Below are 18953 nucleotides of genomic sequence, written 5' to 3'. Positions count from 1 at the left end.
CACCGCCCCAGCCCGGCAGAAAGGCATCAGAAAGCACTGAAGACGGCCCTCGCCCAACACGCGGGCGAGGGCCGGCGGGCGCTCGCCGCCAACGCCCCCCTACTCCCCCTCCACGCCCTCAAACCGCCAACGATGCACCGGGCGGCTCACCAACTCCGTTGGCGGGTCCGGGAGTTCCGGCACGTCGGCCTCGTACGGGGCGTCCCACCAGGTGATGACCAGGACGCGGTCGCCCGGGGCGCGGAAGGTTTCGCGGCGTAGGGGGGCGGGGGTGAGGGGCTGGCTGCGGGCCCAGGCCAGGAGGTCCGGGCCGCTGCCGGTGGCGGCTCGGGCCTCCCACATCAACGCGAGGGTCATGAGTAGAGGTTGTCCTTGCTCAGCTCGTGGAAGTGGTCGTGGTCGTGGTCGTGACCGTGGTCATGGCTGTGACCGTGACCGGCGCCGTGGGCATGGCCTCCGCCGTGGGCGTGCGTATGGCCGCTGCCATCGTCGTGGCCGTGGCCGTGGCCAGCCCCGACCCCAGCCCCAGCCCGATCCCCAGAGCCAGCGCCAGCGTCCCCCCGCGCCGGCACGTGCGGGTCCGTGACCGGGAGGGAGGAGTCCGCCGACAGGTCCCAGGCCGATGCGGTACGGCCGCGGGCGCCCATCTCCGCGCCGAGGGCGGCCACCATCGCGCCGTTGTCCGTGCACAGGCCGGGGCGCGGGACGCGGAGCACGATGCCGGCGTCCTCGCAGCGGCGTTCGGCCATGGCGCGCAGCCGCGAGTTGGCGGCGACGCCGCCGCCGCTCATCAGGTGGTCGACGCCGTTGTCCTTGCAGGCCCGCACCGCCTTGCGGGTCAGCACGTCGACCACCGCCTCCTGGAACGAGGCGGACACATCGGCCACCGGCACCTCCTCGCCCGCGGCGCGCTTCGCCTCGATCCAGCGGGCGACGGCCGTCTTCAGGCCGGAGAAGGAGAAGTCGTACGCGGCGTCCCGCGGGCCGGGCAGGCCGCGGGGGAAGCGGATCGCGTCCGGGTTGCCCTCGCGCGCGATGCGGTCGATGACCGGGCCGCCGGGGAAGCCCAGGTTGAGTACCCGGGCGACCTTGTCGAACGCCTCGCCCGCCGCGTCGTCGATGGTGGAGCCGAGCGGCCGTACGTCGGAGGTGATGTCGGGGGCGAGCAGCAGCGAGGAGTGGCCGCCGGAGACCAGCAGGGCCATCGTGGGTTCGGGCAGCGCGCCGTGTTCCAACTGGTCCACGCAGATGTGCGAGGCCAGGTGGTTGACCCCGTACAGCGGCTTGCCGAGCGCGTACGCGTACGCCTTGGCCGCGGAGACGCCCACCAGCAGCGCGCCGGACAGGCCCGGGCCGGCCGTGACCGCGATGCCGTCGAGGTCGCTGGCGGCGACGCCGGCTTCCTCCAGGGCCCGCTGGATGGTGGGGACCATGGCCTCCAGGTGGGCCCGGCTGGCGACTTCGGGGACGACGCCGCCGAAGCGCGCGTGCTCGTCCACGCTGGAGGCGACCGCGTCGGCCAGCAGCGTGTGGCCGCGCACGATGCCGACTCCGGTCTCGTCGCAGGAGGTCTCGATGCCGAGGACGAGGGGTTCGTCCCGGCGGCCGGTTGCGTCAGCCATGGGTTCCAGTCTCCGTCTCAGTCGCCGCGGGCGGCGCTTGCTCGGGCGCGGCGGTGGGGGCCGCCGCGGCCCCGTGGGTCTTGGGGGTCTCGGGCGCGGGGTGCTCCGGCGCAACGTGCTCCGGCGCTGGCTGCTCCGGCGCGGGCGCCGCGGCCGGTGTGCTGGTCAGGGCCGCGGGGCCGGTCAGCCGCATGACCAGGGCGTCCACGTTGCCGGGCTGGTAGTAGCCGCGGCGGAAGCCGATCGGTTCGAAGCCGAAGCGCTCGTACAGGCGCTGGGCACGGGCGTTGTCGACGCGTACTTCGAGCAGCACCTCGTGGCACTCGTACGCGGTGGCCGCGGTCAGCAGGTCGGTCAGCAGCCGCGCGCCGAGCCCGGTGCCCCACTGGTCGCGGGCGGCGGCGATGGTCTGTACGTCGCCGGTGCCGTCCACGGCGGCGAGGCCCGCGTACCCGACGAGCCGCCCGGCCGCGTCCTCGGCGACCACGTAGTGCCGGGTCGCGCCCGGGCCCCTGGCGTGCGCGAGTTCCGACCAGAACATCCCCGACGACCAGGCGTCCTCGGGGAACAGTTCCTCTTCGATGGCGAGCACGGGCTCGATGTCCCACCAGCGCATCTCGCGCAGCCGCGGGACACCGCCCGGGGACCGCACCGCGTCGGAAGAATCCGGGACCGGAGCCGAAGAATCCGGGACCGGAGCCGGGTCCGTGGCCGGGACCGCCGCGGCCCCGCCCTCGTACGGGGTGCTCACTGCGGGGTGACCACCTTGTAGTTGGCGGGCACCTGCGCGTCCGGCCGGCGCAGGTACAGCGGCCGGCAGGGCGGGAACTCGGCGCCCGCGGCCAGCATCTCCACCGCGAGCCCGGCCAGCGCCGCGGCGCTCTGGTACTCGGGCAGTTCGCCGCCGGCCGGCAGCTCAGCGGGCGGCGACGCGGCGAAGACCTCCCGGTAGAGGGTGCCGCCGGCGCCCACCACCGGCTGCCCGGCGAGCACGTCCGCGATCTCGGCCGGCCGGTCCACGGCCGGCTCGGTGATCCGGGTCCTGGGGTCGGCGTACCGCGCCCAGTAGACCTCCTTGCGCCGCGCGTCGGTGGCCACCGCGAACGGACCGGCGAGCCCGGCGAGGCCCGCCGCGTACGCGATGCCGTCGAGCGTGCACAGCCCGCGCACCGGCACGTCGAGGGCGGCCCCGCAGGCGGCGGCCGTGGCGAGCCCGACCCGCAGCCCGGTGTACGGACCCGGCCCGGTGCCCACCACGACGTCGGTGAGGTCGGCCGGCGTCGCGGATGCCTCGGCGAGCACCCGCTGGACCGCGGGGAGCAGGAGTTCCCCGTGTCTGCGGGCGTCCACCTGGTGGGAGCTGGCGAGTACGGTCCGGCCGTCGTGCAGGGCGACGGTCACGGCCGGGGTGGCGGTGTCAAGAGCGAGCAGCAGCACGCCCCCAAGCGTACGGCCGCGGGATACGGGCTCCGCTCCCGAGCGCAGCCCGGGCGGTCCCGCGGGCCGGGCCGAAGCGCAGCCCTGGCAGTCCCCCGGGCCGGGCCCGAGCGCCGCCGGGCCGGTCCCCCGCCCCGGCCTGGGCCACTCCCGTACCGCTGCTGCGAGGCCGGTCCCGCGTTGCCGTTCGGGCCGGCCCGCGCCACCCACCAGCCCCGATCCCACCCGGTCCGTGGGCCGGTCCGTGGGGCGGTCCGCGACCGGGTCCGCCGATGTGCCGCCGAGTGCTACGGTCGCCGTACAGGTGTGTACGGTCCGCCGTACAGGTGTGGAGAAGGGGTAGGCCGGCATGGCACGGAACAGCTCCGGAACGATCGTGGCCGGGCTCACTGCCGGGGCGATCGTCGTCGTGGGCGTCCTCGCGTACCACGCATCGGCCAATGCGCCCATCAACCCGAACCAGGCCGCCCGCCCCGGTGCGTCGGACTCCGGTCGTCCGGAGGACAAGACGAAGAAGCCGGTGTCCACCGCGATCCCGACCAGTTCGGGCACCGGACGCCGGGTGGTGTACGCGCTCGGTTCCAAGCGGGTGTGGCTGGTGGGCGCGAACGAGCAGACCATCCGCACCTACCAGGTCTTCCCGAGCTCGGTCAGCCCGGCGCCCAACACGTACCGGGTGACCTCCCGCTCCGCGAGCGTCACCGGCTCGGACGGGGTCTCCATCGAGCACGTCGTGCTCTTCCACACCGAGGGCGACATAGTGTTCGGCTTCAGCGCCGCCGTGGACGGCTCGACGCCCAACCCGAACGCCGCCAAGCGCACCGGCGGCGTCCGCGCGCGCCGCGCCGACGGCTCCGCGATGTGGACCTTCGCCTCCCTCGGCACCGAGATCGTCGTGGTCCGCTAGCGGCCACAGGCCACCGGCCGTCGCCCGCCGACCGCCAGTCACGGGCCGTCGGCCACGGGTCGCCGGCCACGGGTCGCCGACCACCAACTGCCGGTCCGTCGCGGCCCGCCCCCGCTGAGCCCCGGCCACCGGCCCGTAGCGATGTCCGCCCGTCAGCGCGTGCGCGGGGGGGGGCCCGGGGGGCCCCGGCCCCCCCCCCCCACCCCGGCCCCCCCCCCCCCCCCCCCCCCACGCCCGTCACCCGTACCCGCCTCCCGGGGACTCCCCCGGAAGGCCAGCCCCGGAGCCCCCCGCTCCGGCTACTCCGACTCGGCGACCCGCGCCGTACGACCCCCGCGCGCCAGCACCAGCAGCGGCCCGACCGCCAGCAGCACGGCGAGGACCGCGTACCCCGTGGTCAGCGTCGCGAGCGTGGCGACGGCCGCGACGAGGAGGGGGCCGCCGGCGTCGCCGAGTTCGCGGCCGAGTTCGGCCGATCCCATGGTCTGGCCCATGCGTTCCTCGGGCGTCGCGGCGGCCAGGGCGGCGAAGCCGAGCGGGGTGATCAGCCCGGTGCCGACGCCGATCAGCGCGGCGGCCAGCAGGACGCCGACCAGGCCGGGCAGCACGGCCGCCGCGAGTCCGGCGGCGGTGATCAGCAGCCCGGCGAGCAGCCCGGTACGCGTCGTCAGCCGCCCCGCGTCCAGCGCGCGGCCCGCCTTGGGCTGGACGACCGCGGCCGATGCGGCCAGTACGGAGACGGCGGCGCCGGTGGCCACCGTGCCGAGGCCGGCCTCGGCGCCGGTGACCGGCAGGAAGCCCACGCCGACCGAGAGCGCGGCGGTCGCGGCGGCGAGCGCGGCGGTCGGTGCGAGGAACGCCGGGTCGGCGAGCCTGCGGGCCAGGTCGAGCACGGTCTGCCGCTTCCGGGGCAGCGGCGGCACGGCCGGCACGGCGAGCGCGGCCCACACCGCGACGGCCGCCGCGCACAGCGCCATCACCACGAACAGCAGCCGCAACCCGCCGGCCCACACCAGCACCCCGCCGAGCAGCGGGCCGAGGGTGTAGCCGATGGACTTGTAGAAGCCGTACGAGCCGAAGGCCCGGCCGCGCTTGGCCGCCGGGTTGAGCCGGGCCACCAGCGCGGAGGCCGCCGGCGAGAAGGCGGAGGCGGCGGCGCCCTGGCCGAGCCTGGCGGCCCACAGCCAGCCGGCGCTGTCGGCGACCGCGTACAGCGCGGAGGCGGCGGCGAAGGCGATGAGGCCGCCGATGAGTACGGGCCGGCCGCCGACCCGGTCGGCGAGCGAGCCGAAGACCGGCTTGAGCAGCACCTCGGCCCCGTCGTAGAGGGCGAGCAGTCCGCCCAGGACGAGCAGCGAGGTGACGGCGTCGTCGGAGAAGCCGCCGAGGTTGGCGGCGATGCCGTGGGCGCCGAACGCGGTGGTGAAGCCGGCCGCGTACAGCGGCCACATGGTGTGCCGCGGGGCGGCGGCCGGGGGCTTGGTGCTCATGCGGGGTCCCCTCCCGGGGTGGTCGGGGCCGGGATCGGGAGCGGGGCCGGAGTCAGAGCCAGGGCCGGGATCGAGGCTGGGATCGGGAGCGGGGCCGAAGCCGGGGCTGGGGCTGGGATCGGGGCCAGGGCCCCTGACGTGCCGGTCATGCGGGGTCGCCCCCGGTGACGTCCGTGGCACCCGTCGCGTCCGTGGCATCCGTGACACCCATGCCGTCCGTGGCGTGCAGTGCGGCGAAGACGCGTTCGGCGTACCCCTCACAGACGGCGACGCAGTGCGCCAGGCGTTCGCCGGCCGCGGCGGCTTCGGGCGCGCCGAAGACGTCCCGCGCGGTCAGGTCGCGGTGCCAGCGGCGCAGCCGCTCCAGGCTCTGTTCCTCTTCCTCCAGCTCGGCCAGGGTGAACTTGCCGATCCTGATCTCCTTGGCGATCTCCTCGTCGAACTTGCCGCAGTCCGCGAGGAACTCCGCCCAGTCCGCCGACCTGGCCGCCGTGAACAGTTCCCTGAAGCGCGCCGCGTCCCGTTCGGAGCGGCCGGCCGCCTGGAGCGTCACGCCCTGCCCGCCGGATGCCTCGGCGAGGTCGAGCGCCCGCTGTACGCCGTCGGCAAAGACGGGCACCTCGGGCACCGCCCACACCCCCTGCCCCAACGAGAGCGCCCCGATCCGCCGCAACTCCCGCCACACCGCGACCCGGTGCCGCGACGGCTCGGCAGGCAGCTTGATCACCAGGACGAGCCACCGGGCGGCTTGCTGTTCGGGCTGCTCTGCGGGCTGCTGCGGTTGCTGGGATCGCTCAGGGTGCTGCGCGCGCTGGAGCCGTTCGCGCTCTTGGGGCTCTTGAGGCTCTTGGGACTGGTCGCGTTGCGTCACGGAGGTGAATGTAGCAGGCGTTACATCGATGGATGTACGGATGCGTACGGGCATGGCTGCGCCGGGCAGGGCAGCACCACACAGGGCAGAGCGGAGCAGGGCAGGGCAGCAGGACGGCGGCCGGGAACGGCTCGTACGGGACTACGGACAGGAGAGGCAGGAGGGACGCAGCGACCCCGCACACCAGCGGAAGGGCTGAAGGCGAGTCTTAGGAGCGTCCGGCGTGGAGAGATCGCGAGACGTCACGGGGACGACGAAGTCTCACGGGCGTACGGCAAGCGCGCTGGACGCACCACAAGGCGTCGCGGACGTACCGCGGAGCGTCACGGGTGCCGTGAGGTGTCGCGGGCTTACCCGCGAGGTGCGGCGAGCGGGCCGCAAGATGCCGCAGGCCTCTCGCAAGACGTCGCGAGCTAGGCCGCTTCCCGCTCGCACTGCGCCGCCGGTTCGGGTTCCACGCCGGGATTGACCCCGGGGATCGGTTGGCCCCCGGGCGGGGTGGACAACGCCGTTGCCGCGGCACAGGCCGCGATCATGTCGGAAACCGAGGGCGCCCGCGAGACCTTACTGGCGGTGGGCTGAGGTGGCTGTTGGGTCGCCATGGGGTGCCTCCCGGTATTCCTGGGGGGTTCGGCGCAGCAGATGGTTAGGCACGCCTAACTTGTGCGCTCCCGTCCATGTCACCACGCCCGGGGTGGTGAGCGCAACATCTTGCCGACGGCTTGTCGGAATCTATGGCCCGGGCGACCCCCGGCACCGCCAGACGGGCCCGCCCCGGCCCTCCCCGCTCCGGGGCCCGCCCCGTCAGCCCCTCAACCCGCCCCTCAACCCGCCCGTTCGACCACCATCAGCGGCGTCAGGTCCACGCCCGCCCAGCGCGCGCCGACGCCGGTCACGGTCACCCGCCGGACGTCCACGCCCTCACCCACCACGAGCGGCCCGGCGTCGACGCCGACCCCATCAGCGCCACCGGCCACACCACCGGCCACCTCAGCCGCGCCCGCCACCTCAGCCTCATCGACCACCTCAGCGGCGCCAGCCGCCCCAGCCCCCGGCTGCGGCGCGGCCAGCTCCTCCTCCGCGCCCACCGCCCGCTCGATCACCACGTGCAGCCGGTCGTCGGACAGCTCCTCCACCTTGCCGTCGCCCCACTCCACGACCACCACCGACTCCGGCAGCGACACGTCGAGGTCCAGGTCTTCCATCTCGTCCAGGCCGCCGCCCAGCCGGTACGCGTCCACGTGGACCAGGGGCGGGCCGGCGCCCAGGGACGGGTGGACGCGGGCGATGACGAAGGTCGGCGAGGTCACGTCGCCGCGCACGCCGAGCCCGGCGCCCAGGCCCCGGGTGAGCGTGGTCTTGCCGGCGCCCAACTCACCGGTCAGCAGCACCAGATCGCCCGGGCGCAGCAGGGCGGCCAGGGCTCGACCCAAGTCCCCCATGTGCTCGGGGGTGTTGACGGCGATCTGCGCGCGGGTGTGGGGAACGTTCATGTTCGCCGATGGTACGGGTCGGCTCCGGCCCGCGCGGCGCTCCCCGCGCGGGGCCGCGCACCGGCCTCGTACCCGGTGAAGGACCGCCCCCGTACCCGCCCCCCGCACCCAGCCCGCGCCCAGCGGAACGTGTCACTCCGCGAAGCCCGGGGCGCCGGTCTCGGCGAGGAGCCCGTACAAGGCCGCGTTGACGGTCTCGGGGTGTTCCAGCATGACCAGGTGGCCGGCGTCGGGGACGATCTCCAGGTGGGCTTCGGGGAGGAACTCGGCGATGGCCTCGCTGTGCTCGCTCGGGGTGATCAGGTCACGTTCGCCGGCGAGTACGAGGACCGGGAGCCCGCCGAAGACGGGCAGCGCCTCGGTCTTGTCGTGTTCGGCGAAGGCCGGGTAGAACTCGGCGACCACGTCCACCGGGGTCGCCTCGATCAGCCGCTCCGCGAACCTGGCCACGCCCGGGTCCACCTCGCGCGAGCCGAACGAGTACCGCTTGATCACCCCGGCGAACAGGTCGGCCGTCGCCCGCCGCCCCCGCTCCACCAGGTCCGCCTGCGCCCCGAGCAGCCGCAGCGTGCCGGGCAGGACGCGGCGCACGGCGCGCACGCCGACCGCCGGCAGCCCGAAGCTGACCTCGCTGAGCTTGCCGGCCGAGGTCCCGATGAACGCGGCGCCCACCACCCGGCGCCGCACCAGTTCGGGGAAGTGCGCGGCCAGCGCCATGACCGTCATGCCGCCCATCGAGTGCCCGACGAGGACGAGCAGCCCCTCGGGCGCCGCGGCGTCGATGACGGCCTTCAGATCGCGGCCGAGCAGATCGATGGTGACGGGTTCGCCGCCCACGGCACGGGCCGGTTCGCCGCCCACCGCACCGGCCGGTCCGCCGCCCGACTCACCGGCGGCTGCGGAGCCTGCGGCGGCTGCCTCGATTCCGGATTCCGCTGCGGTTTCGGCGGTGCCTTCGCCTGTTGGTTCGACGGCTGACCCACCGGCCGAGACGCTGACCAGGTCGCTGGCCGAGCCGCCGACCGGGCCCACAGCCGCGTCAGCCGCGTCAGCCGCGGCAGCCGCGGCAATGTCCGGCTCGGCGGCGGGCCCCCGCTGCCCCCGCCCCCGCTCGGAACGGCCGTGGCTGCGCTGGTCCCAGTAGACGGCCCGGCCCCGCCCCGCCAGCGCGGCGCGCTGGAAGTGCCACGAGTCCTGGCTCAGGCAGTAGCCGTGGCAGAACACCACGGTCAGCGGCGGCCCGCCCGCCCCGTCCGTACCCGGGACGGCGCCCGGGACCGAGCCCGCGCCCGGAGCCGCACCCCCGACCCCGTCCCCCGCAGCGGCCGGCCCCTCCGCCACCTCGTACACCAGCTCCGTACCGTCATCGGCGACGGCCACCCCGGTCCTGCCGCGCAGCGTCCCGTACGGGCTGGCCGCGTCCAGTGCGAGGCGGGCCTTGCGGCGCACGCCGCGGCCCACCGTCAGCCGCTCCACGGCGACGCCGACCGCGGCGCCCGCGGCCACCACCCCTATCGCGGCGCCCGCGATCCCCGCGCCCCGCCGCCATCCGGCGCGCGCGGCGGCCTCGATCACCCCGTCAGCCACGTCCTCCACCGCAGTGCCCATGCCGCCGGTGCCGTCGCTCATGACGAGGTGCCTGCCCCCTCGCCCGCCACGGACACCTCACTGAGCACATCCGCACCGCCCGCATCCTCCGTACGGTCCGCACCTTCCGTATGGTCCGCACCGTCCGCGTGCAGATAGACGCGGGGCACCCGGGCGCCGATCCGGGTGACGATCTCGTACGCGATGGTGCCGGCCGCCTGCGCCCAGTCCTCGGCGGTCGGCTCGCCGCGGTCGCCGGGGCCGAACAGCACGGCCTCGTCGCCGACGGCGGCGACGTCGTCACCGATGTCCACCACGAACTGGTCCATCGCCACCCGCCCGGCCACCCGCCGCCACGCGCCCGCGACGAGCACCGGTCCTGCGCCGGACGCGGCGCGCGGAATGCCGTCCGCGTACCCGACGGGCACCAGCGCCAGCGTGGTGGGGCCGGCGGTGTGGTAGTGGTGCCCGTACGAGACGCCGTGCTCGGCCGGTACCCGCTTGACCTGCGCGAGCTGCGCGGAGAGCGTCATCACCGGGCGCAGTCCGAAGTCGGCGCTGGTGCCGACCTCCGGGCTCGGCGAGATGCCGTAGCTGGCGATGCCGGTCCGCACCAGGTCGAAGTGTGTCTGCGGCAGGGTGAGGGTGGCCGGCGAGTTCGCGATGTGGCGCACCTCGGGGGCGATGCCGGCGGCCTCGGCGTGGCCGAGCATGGTGCGGTACGCGGTGAGCTGGGCCTCGATGGAGGGGTGGCCGGGTTCGTCGGCGCAGGCGAAGTGCGACCAGATGCCGGTGACCTTGATCGTGCCGTCGGCCTCGGCCTTGCGGGCCGCGGTGACCAGGTCGGCCCAGTCGTGCGGCTGGCAGCCGTTGCGGCCGAGTCCGGTGTCCGCCTTGAGCTGCACGCGGGCGGCGCGCCCCGCGGCCCGCGCGCCGGCGACGGCCTCGCGCAGCGCCCACAGCCCGCTCACGGACACGTCGATGTCGGCGGCCACGGCCTCCCGCCACGGCCCGCCCGGCGTCCACAGCCAGCACATCAGCCGCCCGGTGTCGCCGGCCGCGCGCAGCGCCAGCGCCTCCTGCGGGGTGGCCGTCCCGAGCCAGCCGGCCCCCGCCTGCCGCGCCGCCCGCGCACACGGCACGGCCCCGTGCCCGTACCCGTCGGCCTTGACCACGGTCATCAACTCGGCCCCGGCCGCCCGCGCCCGCAACGTGCGCACATTGGCCCGCAACGCAGCCAGATCGACCACGGCTCGGGCACGCATCGGTGTCTCGTTCATCCCCTCCAGTGTCTCAGGAGCGGGGACGGGGGCTTTGGGGCGCGGGGGTAGGAGGGCCTTATAGGGGGTTTCCATAGGGGGCTTTTACGGGGGTGGGTGGGGGCCGGCCGCCCTCGCGGGGCCGGCCCCGGCCGCCCCCCCCCCGGGCCCGGCCCCCCCCCCCCGCCCCGGGGGGGGCCCCCGGGCGGGGGCCCCCCCCCCCCCCCCCCCCCCCCCCCCCCCCCCCCCCGCCCCCCCGCCGCGCGCGGCCCCGGCGCGCCCCCCCCCCCCCCCCCCCCCCCCCCCCCCCCCCCCCCCCCCTCTCCCGGGTCTCACTCCCGGGGACGCTCGCCCCGCCACAGCACGCCCGGCGGGTCCACGGCGCCCATGCGGACGCGCAGGGCCTCGGCCATGGTCGGGGGCAGGGTCTCGTACGGCTCCCACCGCAGGTGACTCTCGTCGCAGGAGCCGCAGACGGGGAGCGCTTCGGTGGGCATCCAGCCGCCGTCGAAGACCAGCACGAACTGATCGCGCGGGACCTCGCGGGTCGGTGGGCGCTGGTCGACCGCGAGCAGGTTCAGCGGCTCGGCCGGGGCGTGCAGCCCGAGCGCGCCGGCGAGCCGGGCGAGCGCGGCGCGCACCGATTCGCCGGGCTGCATGACGACGCCGGGCGTATCCGCGTCCACCCCGTTCGTGACCTGGAGCCCGCGCGGCCACGCGCGCCCGACGTCCAACGGACTGGTCGGATCGACCGGGCACCACACGAGGAGGGTGACGCACACCTCCGACGCCAGCAGGGGCCCGGGGTTCAGCGAAGAAAACGGATGCTCCGTCCCCGCCATCACGTATCCCTCCCTTCCGTGATCTGTGCCATTCCCGCGCATTCCACGGGATTCCGATCGTCAAAGGTGATCAGCCCGCAGGAGGCGTAGCCGTCGGAGAAGAACCAGCCTTCCGCCGTATCGAGTTCCTTGCGCCGCCTATTGGGGCAGAGCACGTTCTTGCGCAGTGCGTACGGGTCGAAGAGGGCGAGTTCGTACGCCTGCTGGAATTCGGTGTCGGTCACCGGCGACCACGCGTCGTCGGCACGCAGGAAGAAACGCAAGGGGACGCCGCGGACCATGACTCGGTGGGCGCCTTCGAATACGCGCCGATTCATCGCACGGCACCCCCGCTCGGGGCGGCGGGCATGTGACTCCCCCGCAGGTGCTGCTGCAATGCGTGGCTGGCGGCCTTGAACCCGACGGGGTCCTTACGCGCCCGGGCCCGCTGCCGCGCCTCGGCAAGCTGCCGACACCGCTGACACCGCCAGGCCCGCCCCCGCCGCCAGGCCCCACCCGGGATCACGACCCGCTCCCGGCACCCGCACGGTGCAGCGGGCAGCGGCAGGCGGGCCAGGAGCCGGGCGATAACGCGGCGATGGTGCCATGGGCGAGAGTCAGGGCATAGGTACGACTCATACGTCGCTCCTCGAAGAAGAAGGTTGAGAAGCAACCCTCCGCCTGCTCGGAGGGGCCCGTCTTGCCCCCCACGGGGTACCCATGATGGGTACGCTAGGGATCTAGACGATCACCCTCCGCTACGCGCACCAGGGAACACCCATGACCTCAGCGCCAGTCCCAGGCACGGCGCTCCCGCCGAACCTGCTGTCCCGGAGTGACCTAAAAGCGGCCTGCGCGAGACATGACTTCGGCGTTGTGTTTCGCATCGCGCGCAACATGGGGATCAGTTATTCGAAAATCGCAGCCGAGTGTGACATCAAACCTGAACGGGTCGGAACGCTAGCCCGAGGCCAGGGCCGCGTAACGAGCTACGAGAAGATCACGCGCATCGTCGACGCCTTCCGTATCCCCGGCCACATGGTCGGGCTCGCTCCGCGTGAGTGGGAAGCGGAAGAGGATGATATGCAGCGAAGGACGTTCATACGGGCCACAGCTAGCGCAGCTGTCCGCCTACCAGTTGCCGAGGTAGGCCCCCAAGCAGGAACCCATCTAGGCTCCGACATTTCCGACCATCTGCGGCGGCGCACCGCCCGCCTGCGACGGCTCGATGAAGTGCTGGGCGGTGGTGACACATTCCACGTATTCCTAGGCGAAGTCCAAGCGACTAAGCGACTGCTCCGCGAAACTCACTACACACAGGAAGTTGGCCGTGCGCTGCTGTCAGTGCTAGCCGAGCAGGCGCAGCAGGCTGGGTGGGCAGCCTTCGACGCAGGCCGGCATGCAGATTCGCGCGACCTCTACGAGGAGTCACGTCGCGCTGCCATGGATGCGGGGGATGCAGCCTTGTCGGCCAACGCCCTAGCATTTCTGGGCTATCAGGCGCTCAGCCACAACCTGATCGCCGAAGGAGTCCAAGCCGGAGCGCAAGCAACTGCGGATGTTCCCGCTTACGCCCCTGGAGCGATTCGCGCTCTTCTCCATGAACGTCATGCGTGGGCCTGCGCGGTAGCTGGGGACGCACGAACCACTGAACAGGCTCTTGCAGCGGCTCAAGCCGCCCTCCATGCACCTGGTGATGCCGTCTCACCTGACTGGGCCGCATGGGTTGACGAGGACGAGTTGAAGATCATGACAGGTCGTTGCTGGACAGCACTGCGGCGGCCCTTGCGTGCCGTGCCAGTACTTGAAGAAGCACTTGGTCGATACGACGATCGTCACACGCGGGACAAGGCGTTGTACTCGTCCTGGCTGGCAGAGTCGTACCTCCTGGCAGGCGAAGTCGAACAAGCCGCAGAGGTCGCTAAGCACGTCCTTGACCTGGCGCGGGGCGTTGCCTCGGTCCGGCCGAAGCAACGCATCAATCCGACTCTCCGCCTGCTCGCCAAGCACTCTGACGTACCCGCCGTAGCCGAGGCCCTTGAACTAGCCCGCGCTGTTTAGATCCCGTTGGAGATCGTCATCTCCTCAACCCAGCGGAGACAGCCTTCGGCCCCGGCCACCACGCGTACGGCGGCGAGTTCCGGATTCTGCCATGGGTGCGCCGCCAACAGGTGCTGCTCCAACTCGGGGTAGCGAGCGTCGGTGGTCTTCAGCAGGAGCTGCCATTCTTCGCCCTCCCCGAACTCCCCGTCATGCCAGAACACAGACGTCACGGGACCGATGACCTGTGCCCCGGCAGCAAGCCGAGCTCGTACGGCTGACTGGGCCAGCGCGATGGCCTGCTCACGGGTCGGGGTCGCGGTCGATACCTGATAGATCGCCATGGGTCGAAATCGTAGAGCGCGCCCGTTGCGCCGGCCCCGCTGCCACCGTGCGCCTGTTTGTTCGGCAGCGGGCGCGAGCAGTCCTCGGAGGAAAGTCCCCGGAACCACCCGCCCGAGACCCGGAGGAGTTCAACGGTGACCGACAACAAGGCGTACCAGACGACGAGTTGGCGCAAGTCGAGCTACAGCGGTGGCAGCAACGGCGAATGCGTAGAGGTCGGTTTCGGCACGCCGAGCGCCATCCCGGTCCGCGACAGCAAGAACCCCGCGGGCCCGTCCCTCGCCTTCGAGGCGACGGCATGGAGCGCATTCGTGGCGGGCGTGAAGACCGGCGAATGCGGCACGGCGTAAGCCCGTACGCACCCGAGCGAACCGGAGAGGACCCACCATGCCTGACGCCCACGGCAGGGCATTGCGCTGGCACAAGTCCAGCCACAGCGGCGGGAACAACGGCGACTGCATCGAGGTCGCCACCAACGCGCCCCACACCGTCCCCGTACGGGACAGCAAAAACCCGAGCGGACCCACCCTCACCTTCGACACCACCGCATGGACCGCATTCGTCGCGGGCGTGAAGGCCGGTGAAATCGACACGGCGTAGCCCGTACGCACCCCAAGCCAACCCGAGAGGACACCAGCATGCCTGACGCCCACAACAAGGCATTGAACTGGCACAAGTCCAGCCACAGCGGCGCAAGCAACGGCGACTGCATCGAGGTCGCCACCAACGCGCCCCACACCGTCCCCGTACGCGACAGCAAAAACCCGACCGGACCCACCCTCACCTTCGACACCACCGCATGGACCGCATTCGTCGCGGGCGTCAGGGCCGGCGAAATCGGCGCGGCGTGAGGCCCGTACGAACCCCAAGCTCCCGACCGCCGGCGTCTGCCCGGCGGGCGGGGGCTTCGTCGGTTGGGGGTCGGAGCGTGGTCGCGGCGCCGGGCCGGGCGGCTGACGAATAGTGAACTCTTCGTCACGCACAGTGGGTACGGTGAAGGGCAGTTGAAGCGGTATACGCGGTTCGCCGACCCCAACTGGAGGTGTCGTGATGGCGCCCAGAGAACCGAACGCCCGGCTGCGCGAGGCGATTGCCTCGGTCGGCTGTACGTATGAAGCCCTCGCCACGGATGTCCGCCGTATCGCTGCGGAGAACGGCGAGATGTTGCAGACCAATAAGTCCGCGGTCGCCCACTGGGTCAATGGCGCACGTCCCACCGGGCAGGCCGGCAACTACCTTGCGGAGGCGCTGTCCAGACGCGCAGCCCGGCCCGTCACCTTGCCGGAAATCGGACTGCGCGACGGCACGGAACCCATGCCCTTCGACGCCGATCCGGTCGCCGCAGCAACGGTCTTGGGCCGTGCGGACGTCAAGCGTCGCCGCTTCCTGGCCGTTGCCGCCTTCACCAGCGCCGGTGTCGCCATGCCACTGGGCTACGGCCACGAGGCCGCCGCCCGTATGCTCCGCGCCCGCACCGGCCGGACAGTGGTCGGCGCCGAGGACGTCGACGTCGTACGGCAGATCACCGCCGCGTTCAGCGCCGCCGACGAACGGTTGGGCGGCGGTCACGGCCTGACCACCGTCACCGCCTATCTCGCCGACACCGCGGCTCCCATGCTGCGGGCCCGCTTCCCGAACGACGCCGTACGCCGGGACGCCTTCGGCGCGGTGGCCGAACTCGCCTATCTAGCAGGCTGGAAACATCACGACCTCGGGGACCAAGGTGCCGCCCAGCGCTACTACCTCGCCGGGTACCAGTTGGCCTGCGAGGCCGATCCGCACGGGCATGCCGCCTGGATGATGCGAGCCCTGGCCCACCAAGCCCTCAAGCTCAAGCAGCCGCGCCACTGCGTTGACCTGGTGGAGGGCGCGCTGAGCCGCGGCTTGGGCCACGTCGACGGACGTACCGAAGCGCTGCTGCGCATCACTCACGGGCGGGCCCACGCCGCGAGCGGCGACCATTCCGCCGCCGCCCGCGCTCTGCTCGCCGCCGAGGACGCGCTCCTTCGCGACGACGGCCCGCAGTCGTCGTATTCGCTCGCGACCGGTCCAGCCGCCGGCACCGTCGCCAGCCACACCGCCAAGACCCTGACCGAGATGCAGGACCACTTCGGGACCGAGCAGCAGCACCGCGACGCCCTCACCCGTTGGGACCCTGTGAAGTACAAGCGTGTCCACGTCCTCACCTACGCCGACCTCGGCGACAGTCTCGCCGCTCAAGCCCGCGCCGACGAAGCGGTGGCTGCCTGGGCGCAGGCCGTCACCCTCATGGACGGCATGGTCTCCGACCGTGCCCGCAAGGCGATCGCCTCCCTGCGCTCTCCCCTCGCCGTCTACCAGCGCCGCAAGGTCCCCGGCGCCACCGACCTCGCCCGCCGCGTACGCGAAGCACTCGCCTGACATGCCCGACCATCCGGCCGACGCAGGGGCCACCACAGCCAGCGCCCCCACCCACTACCTCAACGGGGACCAAGACGTCTCGCTAGCCGGCTGGCAGTAACCCACCCACAAGCCCCACCCCAGCAAGGCAGGCCCGTGGCGAGGAGGGCGCCGGTCAGGCCCGGCGGTCGGGGGCTTCATCCGTCGGGCCCGGGGCAGGGCCCGGCGGGTGTGTTCAGCTCGTTTGGCCTGTTCAGCGGCGTGAGCGGGGGCGCTGCGATACTTCGGCCATGGCTGCGGCCGTCGAGATGGCCGGGCATGGCCGTCAGGGTTCGGGGCCGCGCGGACAACGGAGACAGTGGGGCGGGGATGGCGGCGACGGTGGGGAACGGTGCTGGGGCTGGGGCTGGGGTTGGGGTTGGGTTGGAGTCTCCGGATGCGGATGCGGCCGGGGGCGCCGTTCGTTGGGAGTTGCGGGCCGCCGTACCTGCGGACGTCGAGGTGATCGCGGAGTTGCGGGCCACCGTGATGCGCCCGGCCCTGGAACGCCTCGGCCGCTACGACGAGCACCGGGTGCGGCAGCGGCTGCGGGACGGGTTCTCGCCGCAGCACACGTCGGTGATCGTGGTCGACGGCGCATTCGCCGGCTGCGTCACGCTCCGGCCCGCCGACGACGACCGGCAGTGGCTCGAACACTTCTACCTCACCCCGCACCACCAGGGCCACGGCCTCGGCTCCGCCGTCCTCCGCGCGCTGCTGGAACACACGGACGCGCAGGGCGTACCCGTCGCCCTCAACGTCTTGCAGGGCAGCGCCGCCCGCCGCCTCTACGAGCGCCACGGGTTCACGGTGGAGACGGAGGACCCGATCGACGTGTTCATGGTGCGGGGGGTGGGGGTGTAGGGGCGGGGTGCGGGCCCAGCCGGTGGGCGCCTCGAACCGCTCGGCCTTCGCTGTCCGCTGTCTCGCGCGGGGCAGGATGTTCGTGGAGCAGTGAGAGGAGCCCATGGTGTCGCAGACCGACTTGGCGTTCGTTGACCTGATCGCCGGTGCCCGTCACTCGGCCGTGCATCTGGAGATGCGCGACTCGTACGGCATCGGAGAAGAGGCAGCCGAATTCGAGCAGTGGCGCGCGGGCTGGCGCCCCCGGCCCGAACCAGCCACCTGGTGGGGCGATTTCCACACCTGGGTACGCGACGCGGCGCAACGCGGAGTCGTCGTACGCCGCGCGCGCATCGTCTCCGAGCCCGTGAGCGACTACATCCGGTACGAGCACGCGTGCACCTACCAGAACGTGACCGCCGGCGAATCCGTCCGATGGCTGCCACGACGCCAGGCATCCGACCTCACGCTGCCAGGCAACGACTTCTGGCTCTTCGACCAACGGATCGTCATGTGGAACCACTTCACGGGCGACGGCGGCTCGGCGGGCCCCGAGATCGACCACCGGCCACACGTCGCGAAGCTCTGCGCCACAGCCTTCGACGCCGTATGGGAACGAGCCACGCCCCACGAGGAGTACCGGGTCTCACCAACCTGACCGGGGCGGGCCTCCCCGCTCCCGCCCATGGACACCCGCACACCCACAAGCCCCACCCCAGCCAGGCGCCCCCTCACCCATAAACCCCCCGCCATGCCTCCCCCAACCCCTCCGCGACCTCGAAGGCCGTGACGGGGGCGCCCGGGTGGCCGGGGGTCGTTGCTGCGTGGCGGGCCGCCAGGCCGTGGAGGTAGGCGCCCGCCGCGGCTGCGATGGGAGCCGGCAGGCCCGTGGCGAGGAGGGCGCCGGTCAGGCCCGAGAGCACGTCGCCGCTGCCGGCCGTGGCGAGCCAGCCGGTGCCGGTCGGGTTGACGCGCACGGGGTACGGGCCGGGGGCCACACCATCAGTGGCCGCGCCATCAGTGGCCGCGCCATCGGGAGCCGCGCCACCGAGCGCAGCCCCCCGTACCGCATCCGGCGTCGCGATCAGCGTCGTCGAGCCCTTGAGCAGCACCGTCGCGCCCGTCCGCGCGGCCAGCGCCCGTACCGCAGCCAGTCGGCCGGCCTCCACCTCCGCGCGGGGGCGGCCGAGCAGGGCCGCCGCCTCGCCGGCGTGCGGCGTGAGCAGGGTGGGGGCCGGGCGCCCGCGCACGCCCTCGGGGGGCAGCAGGCGGAGCGCGTCCGCGTCGACCAGCACCGGTACGTCGCTGGCCAGCACCTGTGCCAGCGCCTGCCGGGCCCGCGCGTCGTCGCCGAGGCCGGGGCCGACCACCCACGCCTGTACGCGGCCCGCCTTGCCCGGCGGGCCCGCGGTGACCAGGGTTTCGGGGAAGCGGGCGATCACGGCAGCGGCCGCAGGACCCACGTACCGCACCGCGCCCGCGCCGCCGCGCAGCGCCCCGGCGACCGCGAGCACCGCGGCGCCGGGGTAGCGGGCCGAGCCGGCGACGACGCCCACCACGCCCCGCCGGTACTTGTCGCTCTCGGCCGACGGCCGCGGCAGCACCGCCGCCACGTCCGCGTGGTGCAGCGCCTCCACGTCGGGCACCGGCGGCAGCCACGGGCCGAGGCCGATGTCCACCAGGTGCAGGGCGCCGGCGTGTTCGGCGGCCGGGTCGATGAGCAGGCCCGGCTTGTACGCGCCGAAGGTGACCGTCAGCGTGGCGCGCACCGCCTCGCCGTGCACCTCGCCGGTGTCCGCGTCCACGCCGCTGGGCAGGTC

21 protein-coding genes and 1 pseudogene are annotated in these 18953 nt (G+C 73.4%); 8 read left to right on the top strand and 14 right to left on the bottom strand.

Features of this window, described 5'->3' with window-relative positions:
* Positions 1 to 99: 99 nt before the first annotated feature.
* From AAHZ94_RS03615 to tsaB, 4 genes and pseudogenes are all read right to left on the bottom strand, one after another.
* Entirely contained in the window at positions 100 to 357 is a 258-nt protein-coding gene (locus AAHZ94_RS03615) for a hypothetical protein (RefSeq protein ID WP_349990442.1), read from the bottom strand.
* On the bottom strand, positions 354 to 1622 hold the full coding sequence (gene tsaD, locus AAHZ94_RS03610) for a tRNA (adenosine(37)-N6)-threonylcarbamoyltransferase complex transferase subunit TsaD (RefSeq protein ID WP_349990440.1): 1269 nt from the start codon (positions 1620 to 1622) through the stop codon (positions 354 to 356). Before tsaD ends, AAHZ94_RS03615 begins: the two co-directional genes overlap by 4 nt.
* Before the next feature lie 181 nt (positions 1623 to 1803).
* Positions 1804 to 2238, bottom strand: a pseudogene (gene rimI, locus AAHZ94_RS03605) (ribosomal protein S18-alanine N-acetyltransferase); the annotation flags it as partial.
* A gap of 131 nt (positions 2239 to 2369) precedes the next feature.
* Positions 2370 to 3059, bottom strand: a complete 690-nt coding sequence (gene tsaB, locus AAHZ94_RS03600; RefSeq protein ID WP_349990439.1) for a tRNA (adenosine(37)-N6)-threonylcarbamoyltransferase complex dimerization subunit type 1 TsaB — start codon at positions 3057 to 3059, stop codon at positions 2370 to 2372.
* Between the two features lie 349 nt (positions 3060 to 3408).
* On the opposite strand from tsaB, the gene AAHZ94_RS03595 reads away from it, so the two are divergent.
* Positions 3409 to 3966 (top strand): hypothetical protein, encoded by a 558-nt coding sequence (locus tag AAHZ94_RS03595; RefSeq protein ID WP_349990438.1) that lies wholly within the window; start codon positions 3409 to 3411, stop codon positions 3964 to 3966.
* 299 nt (positions 3967 to 4265) lie between these two features.
* Here the strand turns inward: AAHZ94_RS03595 and AAHZ94_RS03590 are convergent, their stop codons facing one another.
* The 8 genes from AAHZ94_RS03590 to AAHZ94_RS03555 form a co-directional block, all read right to left on the bottom strand.
* Positions 4266 to 5456, bottom strand: a complete 1191-nt coding sequence (locus AAHZ94_RS03590; RefSeq protein WP_349990437.1) for an MFS transporter — start codon at positions 5454 to 5456, stop codon at positions 4266 to 4268.
* Positions 5457 to 5601: 145 nt separating this feature from the next.
* Positions 5602 to 6186 carry a Chromate resistance protein ChrB gene (locus tag AAHZ94_RS03585; RefSeq protein ID WP_349990461.1) on the bottom strand — a complete coding sequence of 195 codons (585 nt, stop codon included), beginning with the start codon at positions 6184 to 6186 and terminating at the stop codon, positions 5602 to 5604.
* Positions 6187 to 7151: 965 nt separating this feature from the next.
* Positions 7152 to 7820: a tRNA (adenosine(37)-N6)-threonylcarbamoyltransferase complex ATPase subunit type 1 TsaE gene (gene tsaE / locus AAHZ94_RS03580; RefSeq protein ID WP_349990435.1), complete on the bottom strand. Its 669-nt coding sequence runs from the start codon at positions 7818 to 7820 to the stop codon at positions 7152 to 7154.
* A 132-nt stretch (positions 7821 to 7952) separates the two neighbouring features.
* Positions 7953 to 9449: an alpha/beta fold hydrolase gene (locus AAHZ94_RS03575; RefSeq protein WP_349990433.1), complete on the bottom strand. Its 1497-nt coding sequence runs from the start codon at positions 9447 to 9449 to the stop codon at positions 7953 to 7955.
* A complete protein-coding gene (gene alr, locus AAHZ94_RS03570) occupies positions 9446 to 10687 on the bottom strand; it encodes an alanine racemase (RefSeq protein WP_349990431.1) in 1242 nt (413 codons plus the stop codon). Before alr ends, AAHZ94_RS03575 begins: the two co-directional genes overlap by 4 nt.
* Positions 10688 to 10771: 84 nt before the next feature.
* Positions 10772 to 11002, bottom strand: coding sequence for a hypothetical protein (locus AAHZ94_RS03565; protein ID WP_349990429.1), 231 nt, complete (start codon positions 11000 to 11002; stop codon positions 10772 to 10774).
* The gene (locus AAHZ94_RS03560) at positions 10999 to 11508 is read right to left on the bottom strand and encodes a hypothetical protein (protein WP_349990428.1); all 510 of its coding nucleotides are present in this window, start codon (positions 11506 to 11508) and stop codon (positions 10999 to 11001) included. The genes AAHZ94_RS03565 and AAHZ94_RS03560 overlap by 4 nt, the downstream gene beginning before the upstream one ends.
* Positions 11508 to 11789 carry a hypothetical protein gene (locus tag AAHZ94_RS03555; RefSeq protein WP_349990427.1) on the bottom strand — a complete coding sequence of 94 codons (282 nt, stop codon included), beginning with the start codon at positions 11787 to 11789 and terminating at the stop codon, positions 11508 to 11510. Before AAHZ94_RS03555 ends, AAHZ94_RS03560 begins: the two co-directional genes overlap by 1 nt.
* Before the next feature lie 574 nt (positions 11790 to 12363).
* On the opposite strand from AAHZ94_RS03555, the gene AAHZ94_RS03550 reads away from it, so the two are divergent.
* Positions 12364 to 13548, top strand: a complete 1185-nt coding sequence (locus tag AAHZ94_RS03550) for an NsdA family TPR-like regulatory protein (protein WP_349990426.1) — start codon at positions 12364 to 12366, stop codon at positions 13546 to 13548.
* On the opposite strand, the gene cutA is transcribed toward AAHZ94_RS03550, so the two are convergent.
* Positions 13545 to 13871, bottom strand: a complete 327-nt coding sequence (gene cutA / locus AAHZ94_RS03545) for a divalent-cation tolerance protein CutA (RefSeq protein WP_349990425.1) — start codon at positions 13869 to 13871, stop codon at positions 13545 to 13547. The genes AAHZ94_RS03550 and cutA overlap by 4 nt on opposite strands.
* Before the next feature lie 135 nt (positions 13872 to 14006).
* Between cutA and AAHZ94_RS03540 the strand changes: the two genes are divergently transcribed.
* The 6 genes from AAHZ94_RS03540 to AAHZ94_RS03515 all read left to right on the top strand — a co-directional run bounded on the left by AAHZ94_RS03540 (position 14007) and on the right by AAHZ94_RS03515 (position 17791).
* Positions 14007 to 14222 carry a DUF397 domain-containing protein gene (locus AAHZ94_RS03540; RefSeq protein WP_349990424.1) on the top strand — a complete coding sequence of 72 codons (216 nt, stop codon included), beginning with the start codon at positions 14007 to 14009 and terminating at the stop codon, positions 14220 to 14222.
* A gap of 37 nt (positions 14223 to 14259) precedes the next feature.
* Positions 14260 to 14472 (top strand): DUF397 domain-containing protein, encoded by a 213-nt coding sequence (locus tag AAHZ94_RS03535; RefSeq protein WP_349990423.1) that lies wholly within the window; start codon positions 14260 to 14262, stop codon positions 14470 to 14472.
* Positions 14473 to 14510: 38 nt separating this feature from the next.
* Positions 14511 to 14723 carry a DUF397 domain-containing protein gene (locus AAHZ94_RS03530; RefSeq protein ID WP_349990422.1) on the top strand — a complete coding sequence of 71 codons (213 nt, stop codon included), beginning with the start codon at positions 14511 to 14513 and terminating at the stop codon, positions 14721 to 14723.
* 196 nt (positions 14724 to 14919) lie between these two features.
* Entirely contained in the window at positions 14920 to 16272 is a 1353-nt protein-coding gene (locus AAHZ94_RS03525; protein WP_349990421.1) for an NsdA family TPR-like regulatory protein, read from the top strand.
* 402 nt (positions 16273 to 16674) lie between these two features.
* Positions 16675 to 17154, top strand: a complete 480-nt coding sequence (locus tag AAHZ94_RS03520; RefSeq protein ID WP_349990419.1) for a GNAT family N-acetyltransferase — start codon at positions 16675 to 16677, stop codon at positions 17152 to 17154.
* A gap of 103 nt (positions 17155 to 17257) precedes the next feature.
* Positions 17258 to 17791 carry a DUF6879 family protein gene (locus tag AAHZ94_RS03515; protein ID WP_349990417.1) on the top strand — a complete coding sequence of 178 codons (534 nt, stop codon included), beginning with the start codon at positions 17258 to 17260 and terminating at the stop codon, positions 17789 to 17791.
* 73 nt (positions 17792 to 17864) lie between these two features.
* Here the strand turns inward: AAHZ94_RS03515 and AAHZ94_RS03510 are convergent.
* Positions 17865 to 18953, bottom strand: a 1089-nt coding sequence (locus tag AAHZ94_RS03510) for a bifunctional ADP-dependent NAD(P)H-hydrate dehydratase/NAD(P)H-hydrate epimerase (RefSeq protein WP_349990415.1), incomplete at its 5' end; no start/stop codon positions are given.

The organism is Streptomyces sp. HSW2009 (assembly GCF_040240285.1).
Lineage (GTDB): Bacteria > Actinomycetota > Actinomycetes > Streptomycetales > Streptomycetaceae > Streptomyces.
This window is presented reverse-complemented; position numbering and strand designations above follow the sequence as displayed.